Annotated in this window: 19 protein-coding genes and 2 tRNA genes; 11 read left to right on the top strand and 10 right to left on the bottom strand. The window is 59.9% G+C overall.

What is annotated here, in order from left to right; genetic code table 11:
• Positions 1-92: 92 nt before the first annotated feature.
• Both NKH83_RS13135 and NKH83_RS13130 read right to left on the bottom strand, forming a co-directional pair.
• Positions 93-656 (bottom strand): recombinase family protein, encoded by a 564-nt coding sequence (locus NKH83_RS13135; RefSeq protein WP_352804945.1) that lies wholly within the window; start codon positions 654-656, stop codon positions 93-95.
• 145 nt (positions 657-801) lie between these two features.
• On the bottom strand, positions 802-972 hold the full coding sequence (locus NKH83_RS13130) for a hypothetical protein (RefSeq protein ID WP_352804942.1): 171 nt from the start codon (positions 970-972) through the stop codon (positions 802-804).
• Positions 973-1,223: 251 nt separating this feature from the next.
• On the opposite strand from NKH83_RS13130, the gene NKH83_RS13125 reads away from it, so the two are divergent.
• From NKH83_RS13125 to NKH83_RS13110, 4 genes are all read left to right on the top strand, one after another.
• Positions 1,224-2,048 carry a hypothetical protein gene (locus tag NKH83_RS13125; RefSeq protein WP_352804940.1) on the top strand — a complete coding sequence of 275 codons (825 nt, stop codon included), beginning with the start codon at positions 1,224-1,226 and terminating at the stop codon, positions 2,046-2,048.
• A 780-nt stretch (positions 2,049-2,828) separates the two neighbouring features.
• Positions 2,829-3,071, top strand: coding sequence for a DUF982 domain-containing protein (locus tag NKH83_RS13120; RefSeq protein WP_352804937.1), 243 nt, complete (start codon positions 2,829-2,831; stop codon positions 3,069-3,071).
• A gap of 634 nt (positions 3,072-3,705) precedes the next feature.
• The gene (locus NKH83_RS13115; RefSeq protein WP_352804934.1) at positions 3,706-3,903 is read left to right on the top strand and encodes a DUF982 domain-containing protein; all 198 of its coding nucleotides are present in this window, start codon (positions 3,706-3,708) and stop codon (positions 3,901-3,903) included.
• A 243-nt stretch (positions 3,904-4,146) separates the two neighbouring features.
• Entirely contained in the window at positions 4,147-4,395 is a 249-nt protein-coding gene (locus tag NKH83_RS13110; protein ID WP_352804932.1) for a hypothetical protein, read from the top strand.
• A gap of 365 nt (positions 4,396-4,760) precedes the next feature.
• On the opposite strand, the gene NKH83_RS13105 is transcribed toward NKH83_RS13110, so the two are convergent.
• The 5 genes from NKH83_RS13105 to NKH83_RS13085 all read right to left on the bottom strand — a co-directional run bounded on the left by NKH83_RS13105 (position 4,761) and on the right by NKH83_RS13085 (position 6,893).
• The gene (locus NKH83_RS13105) at positions 4,761-5,024 is read right to left on the bottom strand and encodes a hypothetical protein (protein ID WP_352804929.1); all 264 of its coding nucleotides are present in this window, start codon (positions 5,022-5,024) and stop codon (positions 4,761-4,763) included.
• 325 nt (positions 5,025-5,349) lie between these two features.
• Entirely contained in the window at positions 5,350-5,559 is a 210-nt protein-coding gene (locus NKH83_RS13100) for a hypothetical protein (RefSeq protein WP_352804927.1), read from the bottom strand.
• Positions 5,560-5,571: 12 nt separating this feature from the next.
• Positions 5,572-5,751: a hypothetical protein gene (locus tag NKH83_RS13095; protein WP_352804924.1), complete on the bottom strand. Its 180-nt coding sequence runs from the start codon at positions 5,749-5,751 to the stop codon at positions 5,572-5,574.
• Between the two features lie 146 nt (positions 5,752-5,897).
• The gene (locus tag NKH83_RS13090) at positions 5,898-6,068 is read right to left on the bottom strand and encodes a hypothetical protein (RefSeq protein WP_352804922.1); all 171 of its coding nucleotides are present in this window, start codon (positions 6,066-6,068) and stop codon (positions 5,898-5,900) included.
• Positions 6,069-6,242: 174 nt separating this feature from the next.
• Positions 6,243-6,893 (bottom strand): hypothetical protein, encoded by a 651-nt coding sequence (locus tag NKH83_RS13085; protein ID WP_352804920.1) that lies wholly within the window; start codon positions 6,891-6,893, stop codon positions 6,243-6,245.
• A 67-nt stretch (positions 6,894-6,960) separates the two neighbouring features.
• Here NKH83_RS13085 and NKH83_RS13080 point away from each other — a divergent pair, with 67 nt between their 5' ends.
• On the top strand, positions 6,961-7,827 hold the full coding sequence (locus NKH83_RS13080; protein ID WP_352804917.1) for a DUF7946 domain-containing protein: 867 nt from the start codon (positions 6,961-6,963) through the stop codon (positions 7,825-7,827).
• A gap of 370 nt (positions 7,828-8,197) precedes the next feature.
• Here the strand turns inward: NKH83_RS13080 and NKH83_RS13075 are convergent, their stop codons facing one another.
• Together NKH83_RS13075 and NKH83_RS13070 are read right to left on the bottom strand one after the other, a co-directional pair.
• Positions 8,198-9,580, bottom strand: coding sequence for a tyrosine-type recombinase/integrase (locus tag NKH83_RS13075; protein WP_352804915.1), 1,383 nt, complete (start codon positions 9,578-9,580; stop codon positions 8,198-8,200).
• 92 nt (positions 9,581-9,672) lie between these two features.
• Positions 9,673-9,747 (bottom strand) — tRNA-Asn (locus NKH83_RS13070).
• Between the two features lie 220 nt (positions 9,748-9,967).
• Here NKH83_RS13070 and NKH83_RS13065 point away from each other — a divergent pair.
• Positions 9,968-10,228, top strand: coding sequence for a hypothetical protein (locus NKH83_RS13065; RefSeq protein ID WP_254818304.1), 261 nt, complete (start codon positions 9,968-9,970; stop codon positions 10,226-10,228).
• A gap of 55 nt (positions 10,229-10,283) precedes the next feature.
• Here the strand turns inward: NKH83_RS13065 and NKH83_RS13060 are convergent, their stop codons facing one another.
• The gene (locus NKH83_RS13060) at positions 10,284-10,484 is read right to left on the bottom strand and encodes a hypothetical protein (protein ID WP_352505831.1); all 201 of its coding nucleotides are present in this window, start codon (positions 10,482-10,484) and stop codon (positions 10,284-10,286) included.
• A gap of 216 nt (positions 10,485-10,700) precedes the next feature.
• Here NKH83_RS13060 and NKH83_RS13055 point away from each other — a divergent pair.
• From NKH83_RS13055 to NKH83_RS13035, 5 genes are all read left to right on the top strand, one after another.
• Positions 10,701-10,774, top strand: a tRNA-Cys gene (locus NKH83_RS13055).
• Between the two features lie 89 nt (positions 10,775-10,863).
• Positions 10,864-11,532 (top strand): protein-L-isoaspartate O-methyltransferase family protein, encoded by a 669-nt coding sequence (locus NKH83_RS13050; RefSeq protein WP_352804912.1) that lies wholly within the window; start codon positions 10,864-10,866, stop codon positions 11,530-11,532.
• A 187-nt stretch (positions 11,533-11,719) separates the two neighbouring features.
• Positions 11,720-13,129 (top strand): TolC family outer membrane protein, encoded by a 1,410-nt coding sequence (locus NKH83_RS13045; protein WP_352899282.1) that lies wholly within the window; start codon positions 11,720-11,722, stop codon positions 13,127-13,129.
• A 199-nt stretch (positions 13,130-13,328) separates the two neighbouring features.
• Positions 13,329-14,195 carry a PopZ family protein gene (locus tag NKH83_RS13040; protein ID WP_352804906.1) on the top strand — a complete coding sequence of 289 codons (867 nt, stop codon included), beginning with the start codon at positions 13,329-13,331 and terminating at the stop codon, positions 14,193-14,195.
• A 390-nt stretch (positions 14,196-14,585) separates the two neighbouring features.
• Entirely contained in the window at positions 14,586-17,369 is a 2,784-nt protein-coding gene (locus NKH83_RS13035; protein ID WP_352804904.1) for a valine--tRNA ligase, read from the top strand.
• Positions 17,370-17,740: the final 371 nt, after the last annotated feature.

Below are 17,740 nucleotides of genomic sequence, written 5' to 3'. Positions count from 1 at the left end.
TTAGCAACGGCTAATGAACGACCCTCTGTGCTAGTGGTAGCCTTTGTCTCGAAATCGCCTGCGTAGTCCAAGTAGTCACCTTTGTGTCCCCCTCAGCCCTCCCCCTTCATGATCTTCTGAACCGTAGCGGTCGAGTAACCAACAGCCGCCGCAATCGCCCTGATCGAGGCACCCTCGGCCCGCATGACGCGCACCTTCTGTTCAACCTCATCGGTTACCGTCTTGGGTCGCCCTAGGTGGTCCCCCCGGGCCTTCGCCTTGGCAATGCCTTCCATCTGCCGTTCCTTCCTGAGGGCGGTCTCAAACTCTGCAATGCTGGCAAGGATGCCAAACATCAGCTTGCCGTGCGGCTTGGTCGTGTCCAGTGACGGGTCGTTCAGTACCCGGAACCCGACCCCCCGCTTGTCGAGGTCTTCCACGATCTGGTGGAGGTGCGCCGCTGATCTCGCCAGACGGTCGACCTTGGTCACAGTCAGTGTATCGCCTTTCCGAACATGCCGTAGCGCCTCGGCCAGCTTGGGTCTCTTATCGTCCAGCCCCGACAGCCGGTCCTGAAAGAGGTGGTCGTCCGTCACCCCCGCCGCTTTAAGCTGGTCGATCTGAACTGCCGTGTTCTGGTCGGTCGTGCTGACCCGTGCGTATCCAACGATTGCCATGATGTGAACTATCTCCTTAGAGTCAATGTTCACAGTCATTACCTCACACTAAGTTCACAGGTCAATAGGTATGTGAGAAAAAGATTACCTTTGTTCACGCCTACCCCACCGGGCGCCCCCTAGGCGCCAGCCAGTGGAACGCCAGCTAGGGGCGTGGAAATGCCTCCGTGCAGGCCTTCGGCTCGCCCATGGCGTGCGTGGCAAAGATCAGGCAGCGAATAGCCGTGGCGCGGCGACGACCAAAGTAATCGGCCCCAAACGTGGCCGCCAAATTGGCGACTTGCAGAACAATGAGTACTGTGATGGCGGTTTTCATGGTCTTTCCCCCTTGGCCGGCGCGGCCCCAAATTCAGTGCACCAATCCCACGAAATGCCCGCCACCGCCACTGGCACCCCTACGTATGCGCGCGGGGCTATGATTCTGGCACGGAAGGCGACCCGAGCGGCACGACGTGGGAAACGAAGGGGGCACGGGGGGTCCCCGCGCGAGCCAGTTATCCGATCACCCGGGCGAATTTTTCCACCAAACACTAGAGGTTGCTGGCGAATTAGATTGGGAGCTTGGTCATGGCACTCTCCCCTGTGGAAGGAGCCTTATTTCGTCGAAACTACGTCAGGGAACCCGTTCCGCTGCCAGACAGCACCCGGGCGCGGCAACGCTTCTATCTGTTCTTCCAAGATTTCTTGAGCGAAGACCAGCAGTTTGACTTTGCTAACGCCGTGATGCGCCAACTAGGCCTTGAGTACCACCATGGCGGGTATGGCTATCGCCACGATCACTTTTGGAAGAAGGAAGACGTAACTGATGTACTCAGCGGAGTAACGCTGGTTCTCAGGGGAGCCAAGACGAATGGCAAAGAAGGACCTGCGCTCGCCGCCGCGCGTAGGATCATTTCGGAAGAGGGCCTTCACTACCGCATAGACGACGCCTTCGGGGTCCATTATCTGGTGGACGAAGAATTTGCCCGCGTTTCCGAAGCCGCGCTCGCAGGACTGGGGCAGCCACGCTTTGCCGCCGCAAGCCATGCGCTCGACGATGCTCTTTCCTATTTGGACCCCGGTCGCCAAAGCGAAAAGGCACTAATCAGGGGGGTATTTGAGGCCGTCGAAAGCGCATTCCTGGTGGTAGTCAACCAGCCAAAAGTCAACAGGCTGAACGCCCAATCAATTGATGCTCATCTCAAGCCGATCTTAAGGGCGAGGCATGCGACCTATGGTGAGGCGGAAGACAAGGTCGATCGCGCTATGGAAACGTTCAAGGCTTGGGTTCACTCGGCGCATCCTTTCCGTCATGGCGCGCCTCTAGACCAAATTCACGAGGCTCCGATTGATTTGGCCGTAATGTCCGCGAGCCAAGGAATGGGATTTCTGCGGTATCTTGTAGCGCCCTAGGGTCGCGGCAGCGCAAAGATGGGCTATCCGAAGCTTACTGGGGGCAAGGTGACAGAGCAAGACCAGCCAGCTACCAAGCCGTGTCTCATGTGCTGCACGGCTATTCCAGCGCGAGCACGTAAATGTACGACCTGCGGCGAATTTCAGGACTGGCGGCGGTTCATTCCATGGGGAAACTCTACGCTCGCGCTGCTCACCGCTCTGATCTCGGTCACGACCGTTGCTGTCGTTCCGCTTGCAAATGTACTTGCTGGGTGGTCTCTCGATCCCAATGATGCAAGGGTAAGTGGGGTCATGACCGAGATGACAATCAATAGCGCCACGGTCGTATTTCAAAACAAAGGTACCGCTCGCTCATTTGTTGACACAGGGCTGACGTGCATAATGCTCGTGCGTAAGCCACTACCCAAATCGGGCTATGATGACTTGGTCTTTCGAGATGATGACATCTCTCATGTCGCGGTGATCAAGTACCTTCGGAGCATCGACCCTAACGGGGGGCTTGTGGAGACGGGTAAGCTGGCCCCTTATAACTACGTCAGGACAAGCGTAAGACGTGTCGCTTACAAACCGGACCAAAAGGACTTTGCAAATAGCTGTAACTACCACAGCATCAGTGAAGGTGGTGGCGTACAGTCGACCAATCGCGTAATTCCCCCCATCACAGGGATGTTGGCAATCTACCACTCCGGGATAGACGAGACCACGCCACCTCCGCCAAAATGAGCGAGGAGCAGTCGGGCCGCTAGTTAATTGTTTCGGCCACGCTAAGTTCCCCCCATGGCAACCCATTGGTTCTCCCCTCCGGTGTACGTCAAGACCGACCGACCTGGGGTCACCTACGGCTGCAACAATGTCGAGGGTGCCGCCGAGGAACTTATGAAGTGGACCGAGAGGGGACCGAAGTGGAATCTGGCGGTGCAAGCCTGCAGCGACGCCTTTGAGGGCCGGGTGTCGCCCAACGATGTCCGTAAAGCCTTCGAGGAAGCTGCCGAGGAGGAGGGGGTGCTCTTTCTGGATTAGGAAGCTGTAAGGAGGGGACCGACCCGGGATCAATTGTGCCCACCGTTCTCGACACTCCCGCCTTGGGGCGTGACAGCCCTCATGTGAACTTCATCGCTGGGGACGAAAGAACCTCTGAAGCAGCAGAATTCGGACGGGTCCTTTGAGGCGATCGCCGCCACGACCAAACCCAAGACGAGCGAAATGGCCAGGGCGACGCCTACCGGAAGATGATGCATACCGGCTTCGTACCGACCGCTCCGACAACCGTCGACCAACGTTTGGAAACAGTCCCGTCACGGCCTTACACGTGGCTAACAAATGGTTAAACGTCCTCATCGCTGAGCCGGTTAGTAGAGAAGAAATCCGTCAGCCGCCCTTGGCTCGCCATTCCTGGCTGCTGCAAAAAGAGGAGGGGACGTTACTCCCAAGGGCATAAACAGGTGGCCCGCCGCCCGTGAGAATGGCGACGGACCACTACAGCGGCTGCACATTCAAGGAGAATACACGCCGCTGCGAGTTCTAAACCCGCGAGGGCCTGCGTTGTTCCCTACGACCCTGGGTTGGTCGGCAGGCTCGTCCCGCTCTAAGTTCCCCCCATGGCAACAACCCATTGGTTCTCCCTCCGGTCCCTGTGAGGACGGAGCGCGCCGGTATGACTCGGAACGTGAACAACGTCGAGGCAGCCGGACAGGAGCTGATGAAGTGGACCAAGCGTGGCCCCAAATGGAACCAAGCGGTGCGCGTCTGCATCGCCTGCATTGCCGACGAGATGGAACCTGATGAGGCCCGTAAGGCATTCCTAGCTGCTGCCGAGGAGGAGGGAATGCTTAGGGCGAACGCTGGTGACTGATCCGATCACATCAAATTCATGTTACTAGGCCTGATCCTAGCCCTGGTGAGAAGGTATAGTTAGGTCACCTCAAGCAACAGGAATCAAAACCGGTGACGCAGCTTCAAATTGCCTACATGATGATCGCCATCTCGTATCTCGCTGCTGCCTACGCGCTCTACTCCTCCCATTAGTTTATTTAGCTTGCCACCACGTCTCACGTCTGATTACCTTTGATTGTTTTCAAGCATCGGGGTTGGGAAATTGTCAGACGAGCCACCATCCAATATCTTCCAGTTTCCTGGGGCCAGGAAGGAAGACGGGTCGCCGTCAGATGATGAACCGTTCAAGCCCGGCGAGTTCCTAGACAAGTACGCCAAGACCATCTTCGCGGGAGTTGAATCCCTACCTGACTTCGGCCTCGAAGACATGCTCAAGAAGCTCCGGCAGCACAGAGCGCTCGCGCAGATGCTGATCGACATGCTGGAGACTGAAAAGGCGAGCCGGACTTAAGTCGCCTTCCGCCTCTGATGCCGGCGCAATTCGTTGCGCTTGCCACCAGGCACCACGTCTGAGTATTGCTTCGTTTTTACACATTGGGAGGGGAATACATGTGGTTTCGCGCTACAGACACCAACGATCACCCGATCCACATAAACAGTGATCAAATCATTTCCGTGTATCGGTACATGGATAATAACTACACGACCATCACCACAACCGGGAGTGGCGAACGCCCCCATATCATTGCGGTGAAAGAAGCTGTAGACCGCGTTATGCATCTGATTAGCATGGCTAAGTAACTCTCCAGTCCCTGTGCCCCCTCGGCTACACCCTGGGGAGAACGTCAGGGGAGCCTCGGGATACCGGCCTAATCGTCACTCCATGTCGGGCACGTCGCCCCCAACAAAGAGCGTCGTTGGCTCGCCGTATTCGCCCAGCGCTGGGTTAGCATCGCGGGACCACGCAATGACGCCGGCATGTTTCGACGCCAGAGCTTTGGCAGTCCTTATCGCCCGATCTTCCGACTGCTGCTCGGCTGGACCGAAGACGGGCTGAAGGTCGCCAATCTCATCGCGATCGAAGGCGGTGACGACGATTAGCTTCGGGGCTTTGTGTTGCGGCATCAGGTTATCTGACATGAAGGTCCTCTTTCCGCTGGGCCAAGAGCCGGTTGAAGTTGAGCGGTGGAGGGGGCAGAACCTCAGTCATCTCGAATAGAGGCACCGATAGGCCCCCTTGCTCTGGCGCTGTGTGCTTTGCCTTTAGGTCCGCTATTTCCTCGTCGCGTCTGGCAATTCGGCTTTCCAGATTGGCGATACGCTCAGTCAACAAATACCGCCCAGTAGCAAACCCTCCGCCTCCGAACAGGACGGCAAACGTTGCAAAGGCTGCCGGGTTGGCGGCTACCAGCGCAGAGTTACTCTCAATGAAAGCGATAAGGTCGTGCATTCAGCGCCGCCCTGATCATGCCAGCACAGGCGGCGTAGGGTCGAAGCTAATCGCCACCAGCTCAGGGTGCCTGTGAGCGAGGGCGAGGATTTGTGTCTCAAGCTCGCAGTTGTAAGCCATGAGTGCCTTCACGGTCTCAAGGGGGCTGTCGTAGCGAGCAATGAGCTTCTCCGCTTCGGAGTGCAGTTCCGCTTTGGCTTCTGCGTCTAGGTGCATGATGCCCATTTGTCGTTCCTCCTAGCGTCCAGCGCGGCGGGGAGCAGTGAGCGCGTCAAGGCGGTCCTGAAGGTGGCCATTGAGCACGATCATCTCCTTTAGCGCCTTCACTGGGTGGCCCTTGTGCTGGCCAATGAACTTGTCGGCGATGGCCTGGAGGGCGGCTTCTTGCCGGCTGTCCAGCGTCACAATGTGGTCCATGGCGATATCTCCAAACGCTTCGTGCCCAAAGTGAACAAAAAGAGAACGAAAGAGTCAAGGGCGAATTGACTCCGAAAGGAATGAGTTCCTATTTTGAGACCATGCCCGATACTGATGGTCGACGAAAGCGTGGTGGCGAATGGAAGCTAAGCAATGCCCATGAGACCGGGCAGCTTGTGCGCGTTCAATGCGGGCTCTGCAACGTCAAGCGCTGGTATCAGCCGGGTGACCTGAAGGAAATCTTTGGGGACATTGAGGCCGAGCTGGTTGGGAGCAAAATGAGCTGCGAACGGTGCGGAAAGCACGAGTTCATGCATGTCGAAACCCAAAACCCAACGGCTCGGGAGCGGCAGGGCATTCGGCTTAGGCGGCTTGCGGAGATAAGGGTTATTCGGCGGGTCCTTTGGAGGGACGAGGAATTGATGGTCCGAAGCGGACGTTTAGATGTCGGCTAACCGAAAAACGAGCACTCGGCAACATTCTCGGCTACGCTATGGCTGCGCAGCGTCGTCGCTCAGATCGCTCAAAATGCCACCATTCAAAGTCGGGGGTGGCTGGAAATGGACAAGCCCGCGCCGCTCTTCGGGATCGAACCCAGCACGCCGGATCGCGCCAAAGATGCGGGCCTCCACCCAATCCGCACCTTCCTTCAGCAGATCGAGCGAGTTTCGACCCTCGAAGGGACCGCTTTTCATCAAAAGCACAGGCTTGGCATCATCGTCCGCCAGCGCCAGGAGCGAGAGCCGAGTAGCCCGGAAGGTGCCGTCGGGCTTTATCCATTGTTCGTAAGCGCGCCACTGGTATTCGTGGATGACGTTGTCACGTTCCTGCCGAAGGAAATCCCAAAAGATCGTGTGATCTTCCCTCTGGTATTTGATGGCGTTCCACTCGACCGTGATCTCATGCCTGATACGCGGGGAAAGGCACGATTTAGCGTCCACCCGGAACAAGTCGATCGCCGTCCTGAGGACCGCGCATGTGCCGATCCAAATGATCTTCCATTCCGACAGCAGGAACGTGGCCTCTGCAAGCCGTTCGTCGAGGTGGCGGATGCCGCTGCGGCCGTCGGAGAGCGCGCGGTAAGAGGAGAGGAAATACTTCACGGGCACGTAGCTGTTCGCGTATTTCGTCGGGACTGTCATCTGTCTCTAGGCCTTTGACTTTCGTGTCCGTTTGTTCTTCATTTCCGCTTTGGGGAGTGAGGGCACCATGCAAGTTGAAAAGGTTGATCCGATCAGGATCAAGTACGAAGGATTGGACGCGGGCAGACACATCGTTGAACTTGAACCGCTTGCTCTTTCACTTCGTGGTGCCTCCAAGCTCATAGCGTCTGGCGGTCAGGTGGCGCTCACTGGACGTTATTCAAAGCGCGAGATAGGCAATTCTGTTAGGGTCTATGCACTGCCTCCCCAGCCTGGGTCATACGACAACTGGGTACTGGTTCAGGCCGGGCTTGGATTGGCAGCAGCCGTGACCGTCCCGCTACTACCTTACATCGATGTTGCAATCAGAACAGCGGCGACCAAGGCCACCGAAGCGCTGGTCAACGCAACGATCGCCCGGTGGGCCAACAAACCCAAAGAAATGGACGCCGCCAACAAAGTCGCGATCAGGGCTTTGGAGGAAATGGGGCATACTGCAAGGGCTGCTATTCAGATGGCGGAACGGCTGTCACTTTCAAACCATGCAGGCGTAAAGTTGCTGGTCAGCGCAATCGGGACATCGGCTCAAACTCTTCAAGTTGGCCATTTGGAAAGTGGGGCTTTCCCGATCACTGAAACGGATCGCGCCGAGATCGAGAAGGTCGAGCCCATTGAGATCGGGGCCGAGCAGGTTATCACGGTGAGCATTTCCGAACTCGACTTGGTAACCAAGACCTGTAAAGTCTCTGTCATTGGCGACGATCAACCAAACCGCCGGGTTTCTGGGCAAATCACCGACCCGCTGCTGGGCGTTCCGAACAATCCCTACTCTACAGCGTTTGATCGGCAAATTCCGATAGCTGTGAAATGCAAGCCGCAATATTCAGAAGGTGAGATCGAACGCATCTTTATCTCGGACGCGGTGCAAGGATAGTTGGTCACGGTACCGATTTGTTCGCGGTGGCGAGCGCCTTCTCAAGTGCACGTCTCGCCACCTCAAGCCGGCCTCGTCACCCCGTAGTCCTCCCCAACGCTGCCAGAGGAGTGACCCAGAACAATGTCTTGGGTCAGGAATGGTTATCTCGACTAGTGGCCGGACTGGCCGCCAAGCGCTTTCAGCATCGCCTCAGTCGCCACCTTCAGCCGCGCCTCTTCGCCACCGTAGTTATCCCCGGCGCCGCCGCCTGAGTGGCCCATGATGGACCGCCTGAGCTTCTCAGGAACCCAAGCAATTACCAGCAAGTCCTCCATGCGGTGGCGCAACGAATGGGTGTCACCTAGGCAGAAACTGGATGGACTCGTCGCTAGTTTGCCTTGGCCAGAGCCTTCTCAAGTGCCCGCCTGGCCACTTCAAGCCGCGCCTCGTCGCCTCCATAGTCCTCCCCAACGCTGCCCGAGGAGTGACCCAGCACAATGTCTTGGTCCGACTTGGTGACCCCGGCCAACCTCAATCGGTCCTTCATGAGATGTCGAAGCGAATGGGTTGTGGCCTTCGGATCGGTCACACAAGCCCGAACGTGCTTGCCCAAGGCGGCAGAAGCTGAGGACGCGCCCTTGGGACGTCCGTAGGTCGGAAAGAGCATCGTTGCATTGCCGGCGGCTTTGACCGCTTCCGTTGCGGCCTTCAGAGCGCCACCTATCAACGGGACATTGCGCCGTGACACCTTATTCTTAATGCGCCTGTCGTCATGCCACTCGACTGTGATGTGCGGAATGGCGTGGTCAAGGTGCGCGTCCGCGACACGAAGGCCGGACACCTCAGCGAGGCGGCACCCTGTGCCATTTAGAATTGTCCAGATGTGGTGAAGGTCTGCCTTGGCATGGTACGCGATGCGGGCGGTTATGGCGGTGACCTCGGCCTGGGTGAAGGGGCGGCGTTTGTCCTTATCGGGCTCGGCCTTGTCCTTCGGCGCAGCTTCCAAATTCATGAATGGGTTGATGACGCCGGCCAGGTCAAACTCTCTGATGGCGTGGTTGATCACCGCACGGACTACATTCAGATAGCGGTCCACGGAAGACGCTTTGCGACCGTCTAGCATGTGATCGCGGACCTCTTTGGCGTCCTCGCGCTTGAGGCTCGACAGTTTGCGATCCTTGCCGAGGGCCTCCTTGACGAGCTTGAAGACCCGCTCAAGCTCCATCTGCTTCGTTTCGTCTTCCCCAACGCGCTCTTTAAGATACAGCCTCTTGGCGTCCTCAAAGGTTGGTTCGGGTTGCTGTTGGTGCTGACCGAGCAGAAGTGCGTGGATGAGAGCGCGGTCTTCCGTCCCGATCCCGTGGGGATTGCCCTGATCATCCAAGGGGTACTTATGGGCAATCTGATCAGCGATCAGCTCTCGTGCTAGCGCCTCGGGGTCATCTTCATCTTCGGGACCACTCCAAGCGGGGTCAAGGCTGAGCGCCCTGAGTTGCGCGCGGCTGCGCTTGAACTGCTCCAAAGCTGTCGGGGAGGGGGCGCTAACGGGGCTGCCGCCCTGCCGGTCTTTCGGCAATGACCAGAGTCGCAACTGCTGTTCTGCCTGGGCATGAGCCTTAGGGTAAGCCTTGAGGGCTTCCTGTTCGGTGCTCCCAAGAGGGATCAAGATTTCCAACTTGCCCGCAGCGGCGCGCATTTCCTTCGGGATTTTGCGCCGATAACGCCAGCCAGCAATGCCACGTTTCTGTATATGCTTCACGTCAATCTTCATGCTCAGGGTACCCCGCAGTGTATCGCGCGGTGTATCTCTGGGGAAGCGGAAACCCTTGCAATCCTTGGGTTTCAGGGCTTTTCTGGATTAAGTGGCTCCCCGGGCCGGATTCGAACCAGCGACCAACCGGTTAACAGCCGGTTGCTCTACCACTGAGCTACCGGGGAACAGAGGCTCTTGCGTGAGTGGGGCAGCCTATAGCAAACCCGTTTCGGCTTTGCAAAGAAGCATTTCGCATTTTTTCGACGCTTTTTGGCGCGAGGCTTCCTGGCAGTGGCCGGCAAGCGCCCTCATATGAGCTGTCTCTCGCCTGTCACGGAACGGAAAAGGCCGTTGCGGCTTTCTCTGGGTGGTAGTGCTACTGAAGCAAACGGATCGATATTTCACATGACGGCAATGAGCGACGACCAGCCACCGGCCCGGAAAATCTCGGTCTTCGGCCGCCAGTTCACCATGCCGCGCTCGCGCGGCCTCCGGATTGCGATCGGCGTCGTGCTGATCATCGGCGGCATTCTCGGCTTCCTGCCGATCCTGGGTTTCTGGATGGTGCCGATCGGATTGCTGGTGCTGTCCTACGAATTCGCGTTGGTGCGCCGTCACCGGCGCCGCTTCGTCGTCTGGTGGGAGCGACGCCGCCGGCCGGATTGAGGTTGCCCTGCTGACAGGCGGGAAACAGGGCAATTGTTTGAGAGCGGCGTGGTCATCACCGAGGCTGGTCGAAACAGCTTTCCAGGCGCTCGCAGAGCTCCTTGAGAACGGCGGTAGCCGATGCCAGCCGCGCCCGGTCGCGCGGCGGCAGGCTGTTTGCGCCTTCTATGCTGAGGCGATCGATGGCATAGCGCACAAGCTCTGCAGACTGCGACAATCCGCGCGGTGTGCCGTCTTTCGTAGCTGCTCGACCCATGGCGGAACTCTCCTTTCTGCCCAACGTGGCCGCCGGTTTCGGGTTCCTGTCGCCGAGGATCATCCTTAACGATAAGCTAATATGTTATTGCTAGCATGGCATTGCATTGATAAGCAGTGCCTCGATGTCGGAAGAACCGTTGGGAATGCATGGTAGCCGCTTGACGGCATTTTCGCCGCAACCTATTGGAGCCGGGTGGAACGCTGGGAGCAATGAGGCCTCGTGGCGGAGTGGTTACGCAGAGGACTGCAAATCCTTGCACCCCGGTTCGATTCCGGGCGAGGCCTCCAATGCCCGAGCTCCCGCGCGTCAGCGCCAGGGGGCTTCAGTTCCGGTCGAAACAGCCGCGGCCTCTGCGCGGCAAGCGGATGGTTGGAACATGAGCGCTGATTTTGCCGAACGCCGGGTGAAGATGGTCGACGGCCAGATCCGCACCACCGACGTGACCAGCGCACCGCTGCTCGAGGCTATGCTTGTCGTGCCGCGCGAGGCCTTTGTTGCCCCCGGCCAGCGTGACCTTGCCTATATCGACGAGGACATCCGCATTGCCGATACGGCCGATGGTCCGCGCTATCTGATGGAACCGTCGCCATTGGCCAAGCTGATGCAACTGGCCGACATCGGCCCAAGCGATTCGGCACTCGATGTCGGCTGCGGCACCGGCTACGCGGCGGCGATCCTGTCGCGGCTGGCAAGGTCCGTGGTCGCGCTGGAAAGCGATCCGGCGCTGGCCGAGACTGCCACTTCGACGCTTGCGGCGCTGGGTTGCGGCAATGTCACCGTGGTCCAGGGACCGTTGCCGCAGGGGCATGCCGACAAGGCGCCTTACGACGTCATCCTGATCGGTGGCAGCGTCGGCGAGGTGCCGGCGGCGCTGTTCGACCAGCTTGCCGAAGGCGGCCGACTCGTCGCCGTGGAAGGGCAGGGCAATTCGGGCGTAGCCCGGCTTTTTTTTAAGACTGGGGGGGTTGTAACGGGAAGACGCGCATTTAATGCGGCAATTAAGCCACTACCGGGATTCGAACGCATTCCCGCCTTCGAATTCTGAGTGATTTTGCCTTGCAGCGAAGGCGCTGTCATGATCGCTTGCGTTTGAACAATCGTTGCTGATCTGCATAACCGGGCGTTTCTGGGGGCTTTCAGCGGGGGGAACGATAAAAAACGCGGCGCCGGCTGATCAGAAGGAGAAGCCAGCGTGGCGCAGTTCCCGTGCAAAACGAATGAGGGAATATAACGTGCCGTCTGTACGCAAGTTACTTTTTACCGCCGTCCTCGTTTCGGCGACCGCGCTGTCTCCACTGGCCGCCTCGGCCGAAACCATTCTCGGGGCCCTTTCAAAGGCCTATCAGAACAATTCCTCGCTCAATTCGACACGCGCCGGCGTCCGCGTCACCGACGAGGGCGTTGCCATCGCCAAGTCCGGCTGGCGCCCGACCATCACCGGTTCCGGAAGTATTGATTATTCCAGCAGCCATCTCAATGCGCGCGGCAATGCCCCCGGGTTGAACCGTAGCATCAGCCTGACGACGGGCAATTTTGGCGTTGAGATTGACCAGACGCTGTTCGACGGTTTTCAGACCAGGAACAATGTCGCGGCCGCCGAAGCGCGGGTCCGCGCTTCGTTCGAAAGCCTGCGCAACGCCGAAGAAAACACTCTTTTCAACGCGGCAAGTGCCTATATGGACGTTATCCGCGACCGCCAGGTCGCCGTGCTGACCGAACAGAATCTGCAATTCCTAACCGAACAGGCGCGTGCGGCGCGGTCGCGCTTCGACGTCGGCGAAGGTACGCGCACCGACGTCGCGCAAGCCGACGCCCAGCGTGCCTCCGCGGTGGCGCAGTTGAGCGCCGCCCGCGCGACGGCGCTGGCAAGTGCCGCGACCTATCGCCAGATCGTCGGCGACGAGCCGGGCAGGCTCAGGCCGGCTGCGCCGGTGTCGAAGCTGTTGCCGTCGAGCCTCGATGCGGCGATCGCGATCGCGTCGGCCGAGCATCCGGCCATTCTCGCCACCGCGCATCTGGTCGACGCGGCGGCGTTTTCGGTGAAGTCGGCGGAAGGCGCGCTGCTGCCGCAGCTCTCGGCGTCGGCGGGTGTTTCGAGCGCCTATCGCCACACGCAACCCCCCGACTTCGGCGCGGGTCAAGACGGGACGACCACTTCGGCCAGCATCGGCGCGACACTGACCGTGCCGATCTATTCCGGCGGCCGCACTTCGGCACTGGTTCGCCAATCAAAGGAATCACTTAGCCAGGCCCGTATCGAGGTCGATGTCAGCCGCGACACCGTGCGCCAGGCTGTGACCTCCGCATGGTCGCAATACACCGCCGCGCAGCAAAGCGTCACGGCCAACCGGCAGGTGGTCGCCGCGGCACAGCTTGCCCTGAACGGCGTCATCGAAGAGCGCAATGTCGGCCAGCGCACCACGCTCGACGTGCTCAACGCGCAGGCGACCCTCATCACCGCCAAGATCAATCTTGTCAGCGCCGAACGCGATGTGGTGGTGGCAAGCTATGCCATCCTCTCGGCGGTTGGCCATTTGTCGGCAGACCGGCTTGCGCTCAACGTGACGAAGTACAGGCCCGAAGAGCATTACAACGCCGTCAAGGACAAGTGGATCGGCCTGCGCACGCCGGACGGCCGCTGATCGCCAGGCCGTGTCTTCAGCCCGCGCTCGAACGACGCGCGGGCTTCAACTCCCGACCCTAATCTGTTGAAATCCGAGATGTCGCCAGATTGGGGATTCTCGCAAGGCGTTCCGTCGGTTACGCTGTTGCCATGATTCGAATCCGGCGTTTGCCGGACAGGAAATCTGAGAACGAGTCACAAGGGCGGCGGATGTGACGATGGCGACGGCGAGCAGCGTACAGCGCGAACCTTCCATGGAAGAGATACTGGCTTCCATCAGAAGGATCATCGAGGACAGCGATACCGGCCGCAAGCAGCCGGGCGAAGCGGACGAGCTGCGCCAGGATCTGCAACCGGCACCGGCAGCCGGACGCACGGCGGAGGCGGATACGTTCCGCTCCGAACTGCGCGGCGGACTGGAGATCGCCAAGCCGGCCACGCGGGCCGAGGCGCAGCCAACGGCCGCACCGGTTATTGAGCGCCTGGAAACGCCGCTGCGCCCCGGCCCGGTAAAAGCACCGGTGACGCTGGCTGAGGTGAACGCCGCTCCCGCACCGGCCGCAAAGCCGGATCGGCCTGCGATGGCCAAGGCTGCCGAGACGACCGACACCATCATTGCCGATTGGCGGCGCGAGATCGCTGCGGTCGGCGACGCGATGGCCAAGCCGGAGCGCGCCGAGCCACCCAGACCGGACGCCGAGCCGAAAGCCGAGGTTTTCGAGGAGGAGGCGAGTGCCGGACCTGCGTCGGAGCCTTCGGAAATTGGGCCGGAGCTTTCGGAGGGCGGCCCGCAACCTTCGGAACTCGGCCCGGAACCTTCGAAAATCGGATTGGCGCGTCCGGCGGCCAGCGAGCCGCCGCCCGCACGCCCGGCGATCCTTTCGGAGCATACGGGCCGGCAGGTTGCCGCCGCCTTCGGCGAGCTTTCCGACGCGTTTGCCAGCCGCAGCAAGAAGACCTTCGACGAGATGGCTGAAGAGATGCTGCGGCCCATGTTGCAGGACTGGCTGGACAACAACCTGCCGACGCTGGTCGAGCGGCTGGTGCGCGAGGAAATCGAGCGCGTCGCGCGCGGCGCACAGTAGCAGTTCGGAGGAGACGCCGCCGATAGGCGGCTCGACCGGCGAATTGTCGAAGTCGGCGCTGCCCCTCATCCGCCTGCCGGCACCTTCTCCCCGCATAGTGACGGGGAGAAGGGGCTGGCCGCAACCTCGGCATTCTTTCCGCAACGCGGGAGGTTGACGAAATCGTTCGCGAAGGTGTCTTTCGCCCCGTCACCATACGGGGAGAAATGCCCGGCAGGGCAATGAGGGGCGGTGCAAACCTGAAGCGATTGCCTTGCAACATTCAGTCCGCGAGTTGCACCGAACCATCCCGGCGCTATCTATTGGCCATGCCGCCCTTGCGGTTGACTTGGCAACAACCTTCCGATTTACACCGGACCACAAATTCCGGACAGCGCGGACCGTTTTCCCATGCTCGAAAAGACCTACGACGCCAAAGCCGTCGAGCCGAAGATTGCCAGGATCTGGGAAGAGGCCGACGCGTTTCGGGCCGGCGCCGGGGCCGAGGAGGGGGCTGAAGCCTTCACCATCGTCATCCCGCCGCCGAACGTCACCGGCTCGCTGCATATGGGCCACGCGCTTAACAACACGCTGCAGGACATTCTGGTGCGCTTCGAGCGCATGCGCGGCAAAAACGTGCTGTGGCAGCCGGGGATGGATCATGCCGGCATCGCCACGCAGATGGTGGTCGAGCGCCAGCTGATGGAAAAGCAGATCCACCGCCGCGACCTAACGCGCGATGAGTTCATCGACAAGGTGTGGGAGTGGAAGGCAGAATCCGGCGGCGCCATCCTCAACCAGCTGAAGCGGCTCGGGGCCTCGGCCGACTGGAGCCGGGAGCGCTTCACCATGGACGAGGGCCTGTCCAAGGCCGTGCTCGAAGTGTTCGTGACGCTCTACAAGGAAGGGCTGATCTACAAGGACAAGCGCCTTGTGAACTGGGACCCGAAGCTGTTGACCGCCATCTCGGATCTCGAGGTCGAGCAGCAGGAAGTCAACGGCAACCTCTGGCACTTCCGCTATCCGGTCGAAGGCATGACCTTCGATCCGGAAAATCCGAAGACCTTCATCACCGTTGCGACGACCCGCCCGGAGACGATGCTGGGCGATACGGCTGTCGCAGTCCACCCCGACGACGAGCGTTTCCGGCATCTTGTCGGCAAGAAACTCATCCTGCCGATCGTCGGCCGCAGGATCCCGGTGGTCGCGGACGAGTATTCCGATCCCGAAAAAGGCAGCGGTGCGGTCAAGATCACGCCGGCGCATGACTTCAACGATTTCGAGGTCGGCAAGCGCCACCGGCTGCCGGCGGTCAACATCCTCGCCGTCAATGCGGCGGTGAGCCTCAAGGACAATGAGGACTTTCTCGCCGGACTGGAAGGGACGCCGGAGCACCAGGCCGTATGGGACAGCCTCGACGGCCTGGACCGTTTCGACGCGCGCAAGAAGATCGTCGAGTTGATGGAGGCGGGCGGCTTTCTCGAGAAGGTCGAGCCGCATCGCCACACGGTGCCGCACGGCGACCGCGGCGGCGTGCCGATCGAGCCGTTTCTGACCGACCAATGGTATGTCAATGCGGCGGAACTGGCCAAGCCGGCGATCGCCTCGGTGCGCGAGAGCCGCACCAATTTCGTGCCCAAAAACTGGGAAAAGACCTATTTCGACTGGATGGAGAACATCCAGCCCTGGTGCATTTCCCGCCAGCTCTGGTGGGGCCACCAGATCCCTGCCTGGTATGGGCCGGACGGGCATGTCTTTGTCGAAAAGACCGAGGAAGAGGCCCTCGGTGCCGCCGTCGAATATTATCTGGCGCTGGAAGGGCCGTGGAAGGCCTGGGTCGAGGACAAGCTCGAGAATTTCCAGCCTGGCGAGATCCTGACCCGCGACGAGGACGTGCTCGATACATGGTTCTCGTCGGCGCTGTGGCCGTTCTCGACGCTTGGCTGGCCGGACCAGACGCCGGAACTGAAGACCTATTACCCGACCGACGTGCTGGTGACCGGTTTCGACATCATCTTCTTCTGGGTCGCCCGCATGATGATGATGGGCCTGCATTTCATGGATCAGGAGCCGTTTCATACCGTCTATGTCCATGCGCTGGTTCGCGACAAGAACGGGCAGAAGATGTCGAAGTCGAAAGGCAACGTCATCGATCCGCTCGAGCTCATCGACGAATACGGCGCCGATGCGCTGCGCTTCACCTTGACGGTGATGGCAGCGCAAGGGCGCGACGTTAAGCTCGATCCGGCCCGCATTGCAGGTTATCGCAATTTCGGCACCAAGCTGTGGAACGCGACGCGCTTCGCCGAGATGAACGAAGTGGCGCGCGACGACGATTTCTGGCTGCAGGACGCCAAGCTGGCGGTCAACCGCTGGATCCTGACGGAGCTGACGCGAGCCGCGCGGGACATAACCGACGGCATCACCTCATACCGCTTCAACGATGCGGCGGGTGCCGCCTACCGGTTCGTCTGGAACCAGTTCTGCGACTGGTACCTGGAACTGCTGAAGCCGGTGTTCATGGGCACCGACGAGACCGCTAAGGCCGAGAGCAGGGCATGCGTCGCCTTCGTGCTGGACGAGATCTATAAGCTGCTGCATCCGATGATGCCGTTCATGACCGAGGAACTGTGGGCCGAAACCGCCGGCGAGGGCAGGCAACGGCCATCGCTGCTTTGTCATGCGGCATGGCCGTCGCCCGATTTCGAGGATGAGGCGGCCGCCGCCGATATCAACTGGCTGGTCGATCTCGTCTCCGGTATCCGCTCGGTGCGTTCGGAGATGAACGTGCCGCCGGCGGCGATCGCACCGCTCGTGGTGATCGGCGCCAACGAAACGACACGCGAAAGGCTCGAGCGTCAGGGCTCGGCCATCAAGCGCCTGGCGCGGGTCGGCGACATCTCGCTCGCGGAGGCGCCACCCAGGGGATCCGCCCAGATCGTCGTCAACGAGGCGACCATCTGCCTGCCGCTCGGCAGCCTGATCGACCTTGCCGCCGAGGCAGCGCGCCTGCACAAGGAGCTTGCCAAGGTGACCGAGGAAATAGCGCGGCTCTACAAGAAGCTGTCCAACGAGAAATTCGTCGCCAATGCGCCGGAAGAGGTAGTGGAGGCCGAGCGTGAAAAACTCGCCGAATATCGCGAGGCGCAAGAGAAGCTTTCGGTCGCATTGGCGCGGGTGCGCGATGCGGGCTGATCAAACAAACTGGGCCGGCTGGCTGCAATAGATTCGCCGTTCACGAATCTGCTTTCCAGCTACGCTGCCTGCCACGAAAACAGGCATTCCGCAGCGTAAATCTTGAGGCAAACTGAATGTTTTTGCCCCATTGTTGCCATAATGTAACAATGGCCGGCTGGGCAGGCAAAATTCCCTGTTCCCTAGTGATTTAGGCGGTTTTCCCGAGTTTTCTCGTCGATTTGTATTGAGGCGGCCATTTTCCCGCCTCGGCAAGAAGGCCGACACCTTGTCGGAAATGCGTTCCGCCAACGTATACATGTACGCACGGCGAATTCGTTGTTGCGCCGTTAACCTGAATTGGTTCTAGCTTGATGCAAGGACATTTCGGG

Source organism: Mesorhizobium sp. M0909 (assembly GCF_040319515.1).
GTDB lineage: Bacteria > Pseudomonadota > Alphaproteobacteria > Rhizobiales > Rhizobiaceae > Mesorhizobium.
The sequence above is the reverse complement of the archived record's forward strand: the minus strand, read 5'-3'. Positions and strand labels throughout refer to the sequence as shown.

What these genes read in the sequence shown, in the direction of transcription:
- NKH83_RS13040 (WP_352804906.1), top strand. Translation starts at nt 13,329, where the DNA reads ATGGCGACGGCGAGCAGCGTACAGCGCGAACCTTCCATGGAAGAGATA.
- NKH83_RS13105 (WP_352804929.1), bottom strand. Translation starts at nt 5,024, where the DNA reads ATGTCAGATAACCTGATGCCGCAACACAAAGCCCCGAAGCTAATCGTC.
- NKH83_RS13080 (WP_352804917.1), top strand. Translation starts at nt 6,961, where the DNA reads ATGCAAGTTGAAAAGGTTGATCCGATCAGGATCAAGTACGAAGGATTG.
- NKH83_RS13125 (WP_352804940.1), top strand. Translation starts at nt 1,224, where the DNA reads ATGGCACTCTCCCCTGTGGAAGGAGCCTTATTTCGTCGAAACTACGTC.
- NKH83_RS13035 (WP_352804904.1), top strand. Translation starts at nt 14,586, where the DNA reads ATGCTCGAAAAGACCTACGACGCCAAAGCCGTCGAGCCGAAGATTGCC.
- NKH83_RS13060 (WP_352505831.1), bottom strand. Translation starts at nt 10,484, where the DNA reads ATGGGTCGAGCAGCTACGAAAGACGGCACACCGCGCGGATTGTCGCAG.
- NKH83_RS13100 (WP_352804927.1), bottom strand. Translation starts at nt 5,559, where the DNA reads ATGGGCATCATGCACCTAGACGCAGAAGCCAAAGCGGAACTGCACTCC.
- NKH83_RS13135 (WP_352804945.1), bottom strand. Translation starts at nt 656, where the DNA reads ATGGCAATCGTTGGATACGCACGGGTCAGCACGACCGACCAGAACACG.
- NKH83_RS13130 (WP_352804942.1), bottom strand. Translation starts at nt 972, where the DNA reads ATGAAAACCGCCATCACAGTACTCATTGTTCTGCAAGTCGCCAATTTG.
- NKH83_RS13115 (WP_352804934.1), top strand. Translation starts at nt 3,706, where the DNA reads ATGACTCGGAACGTGAACAACGTCGAGGCAGCCGGACAGGAGCTGATG.
- NKH83_RS13095 (WP_352804924.1), bottom strand. Translation starts at nt 5,751, where the DNA reads ATGGACCACATTGTGACGCTGGACAGCCGGCAAGAAGCCGCCCTCCAG.
- NKH83_RS13065 (WP_254818304.1), top strand. Translation starts at nt 9,968, where the DNA reads ATGACGGCAATGAGCGACGACCAGCCACCGGCCCGGAAAATCTCGGTC.
- NKH83_RS13050 (WP_352804912.1), top strand. Translation starts at nt 10,864, where the DNA reads ATGAGCGCTGATTTTGCCGAACGCCGGGTGAAGATGGTCGACGGCCAG.
- NKH83_RS13120 (WP_352804937.1), top strand. Translation starts at nt 2,829, where the DNA reads ATGGCAACCCATTGGTTCTCCCCTCCGGTGTACGTCAAGACCGACCGA.
- NKH83_RS13090 (WP_352804922.1), bottom strand. Translation starts at nt 6,068, where the DNA reads ATGCATGAACTCGTGCTTTCCGCACCGTTCGCAGCTCATTTTGCTCCC.
- NKH83_RS13085 (WP_352804920.1), bottom strand. Translation starts at nt 6,893, where the DNA reads ATGACAGTCCCGACGAAATACGCGAACAGCTACGTGCCCGTGAAGTAT.
- NKH83_RS13075 (WP_352804915.1), bottom strand. Translation starts at nt 9,580, where the DNA reads ATGAAGATTGACGTGAAGCATATACAGAAACGTGGCATTGCTGGCTGG.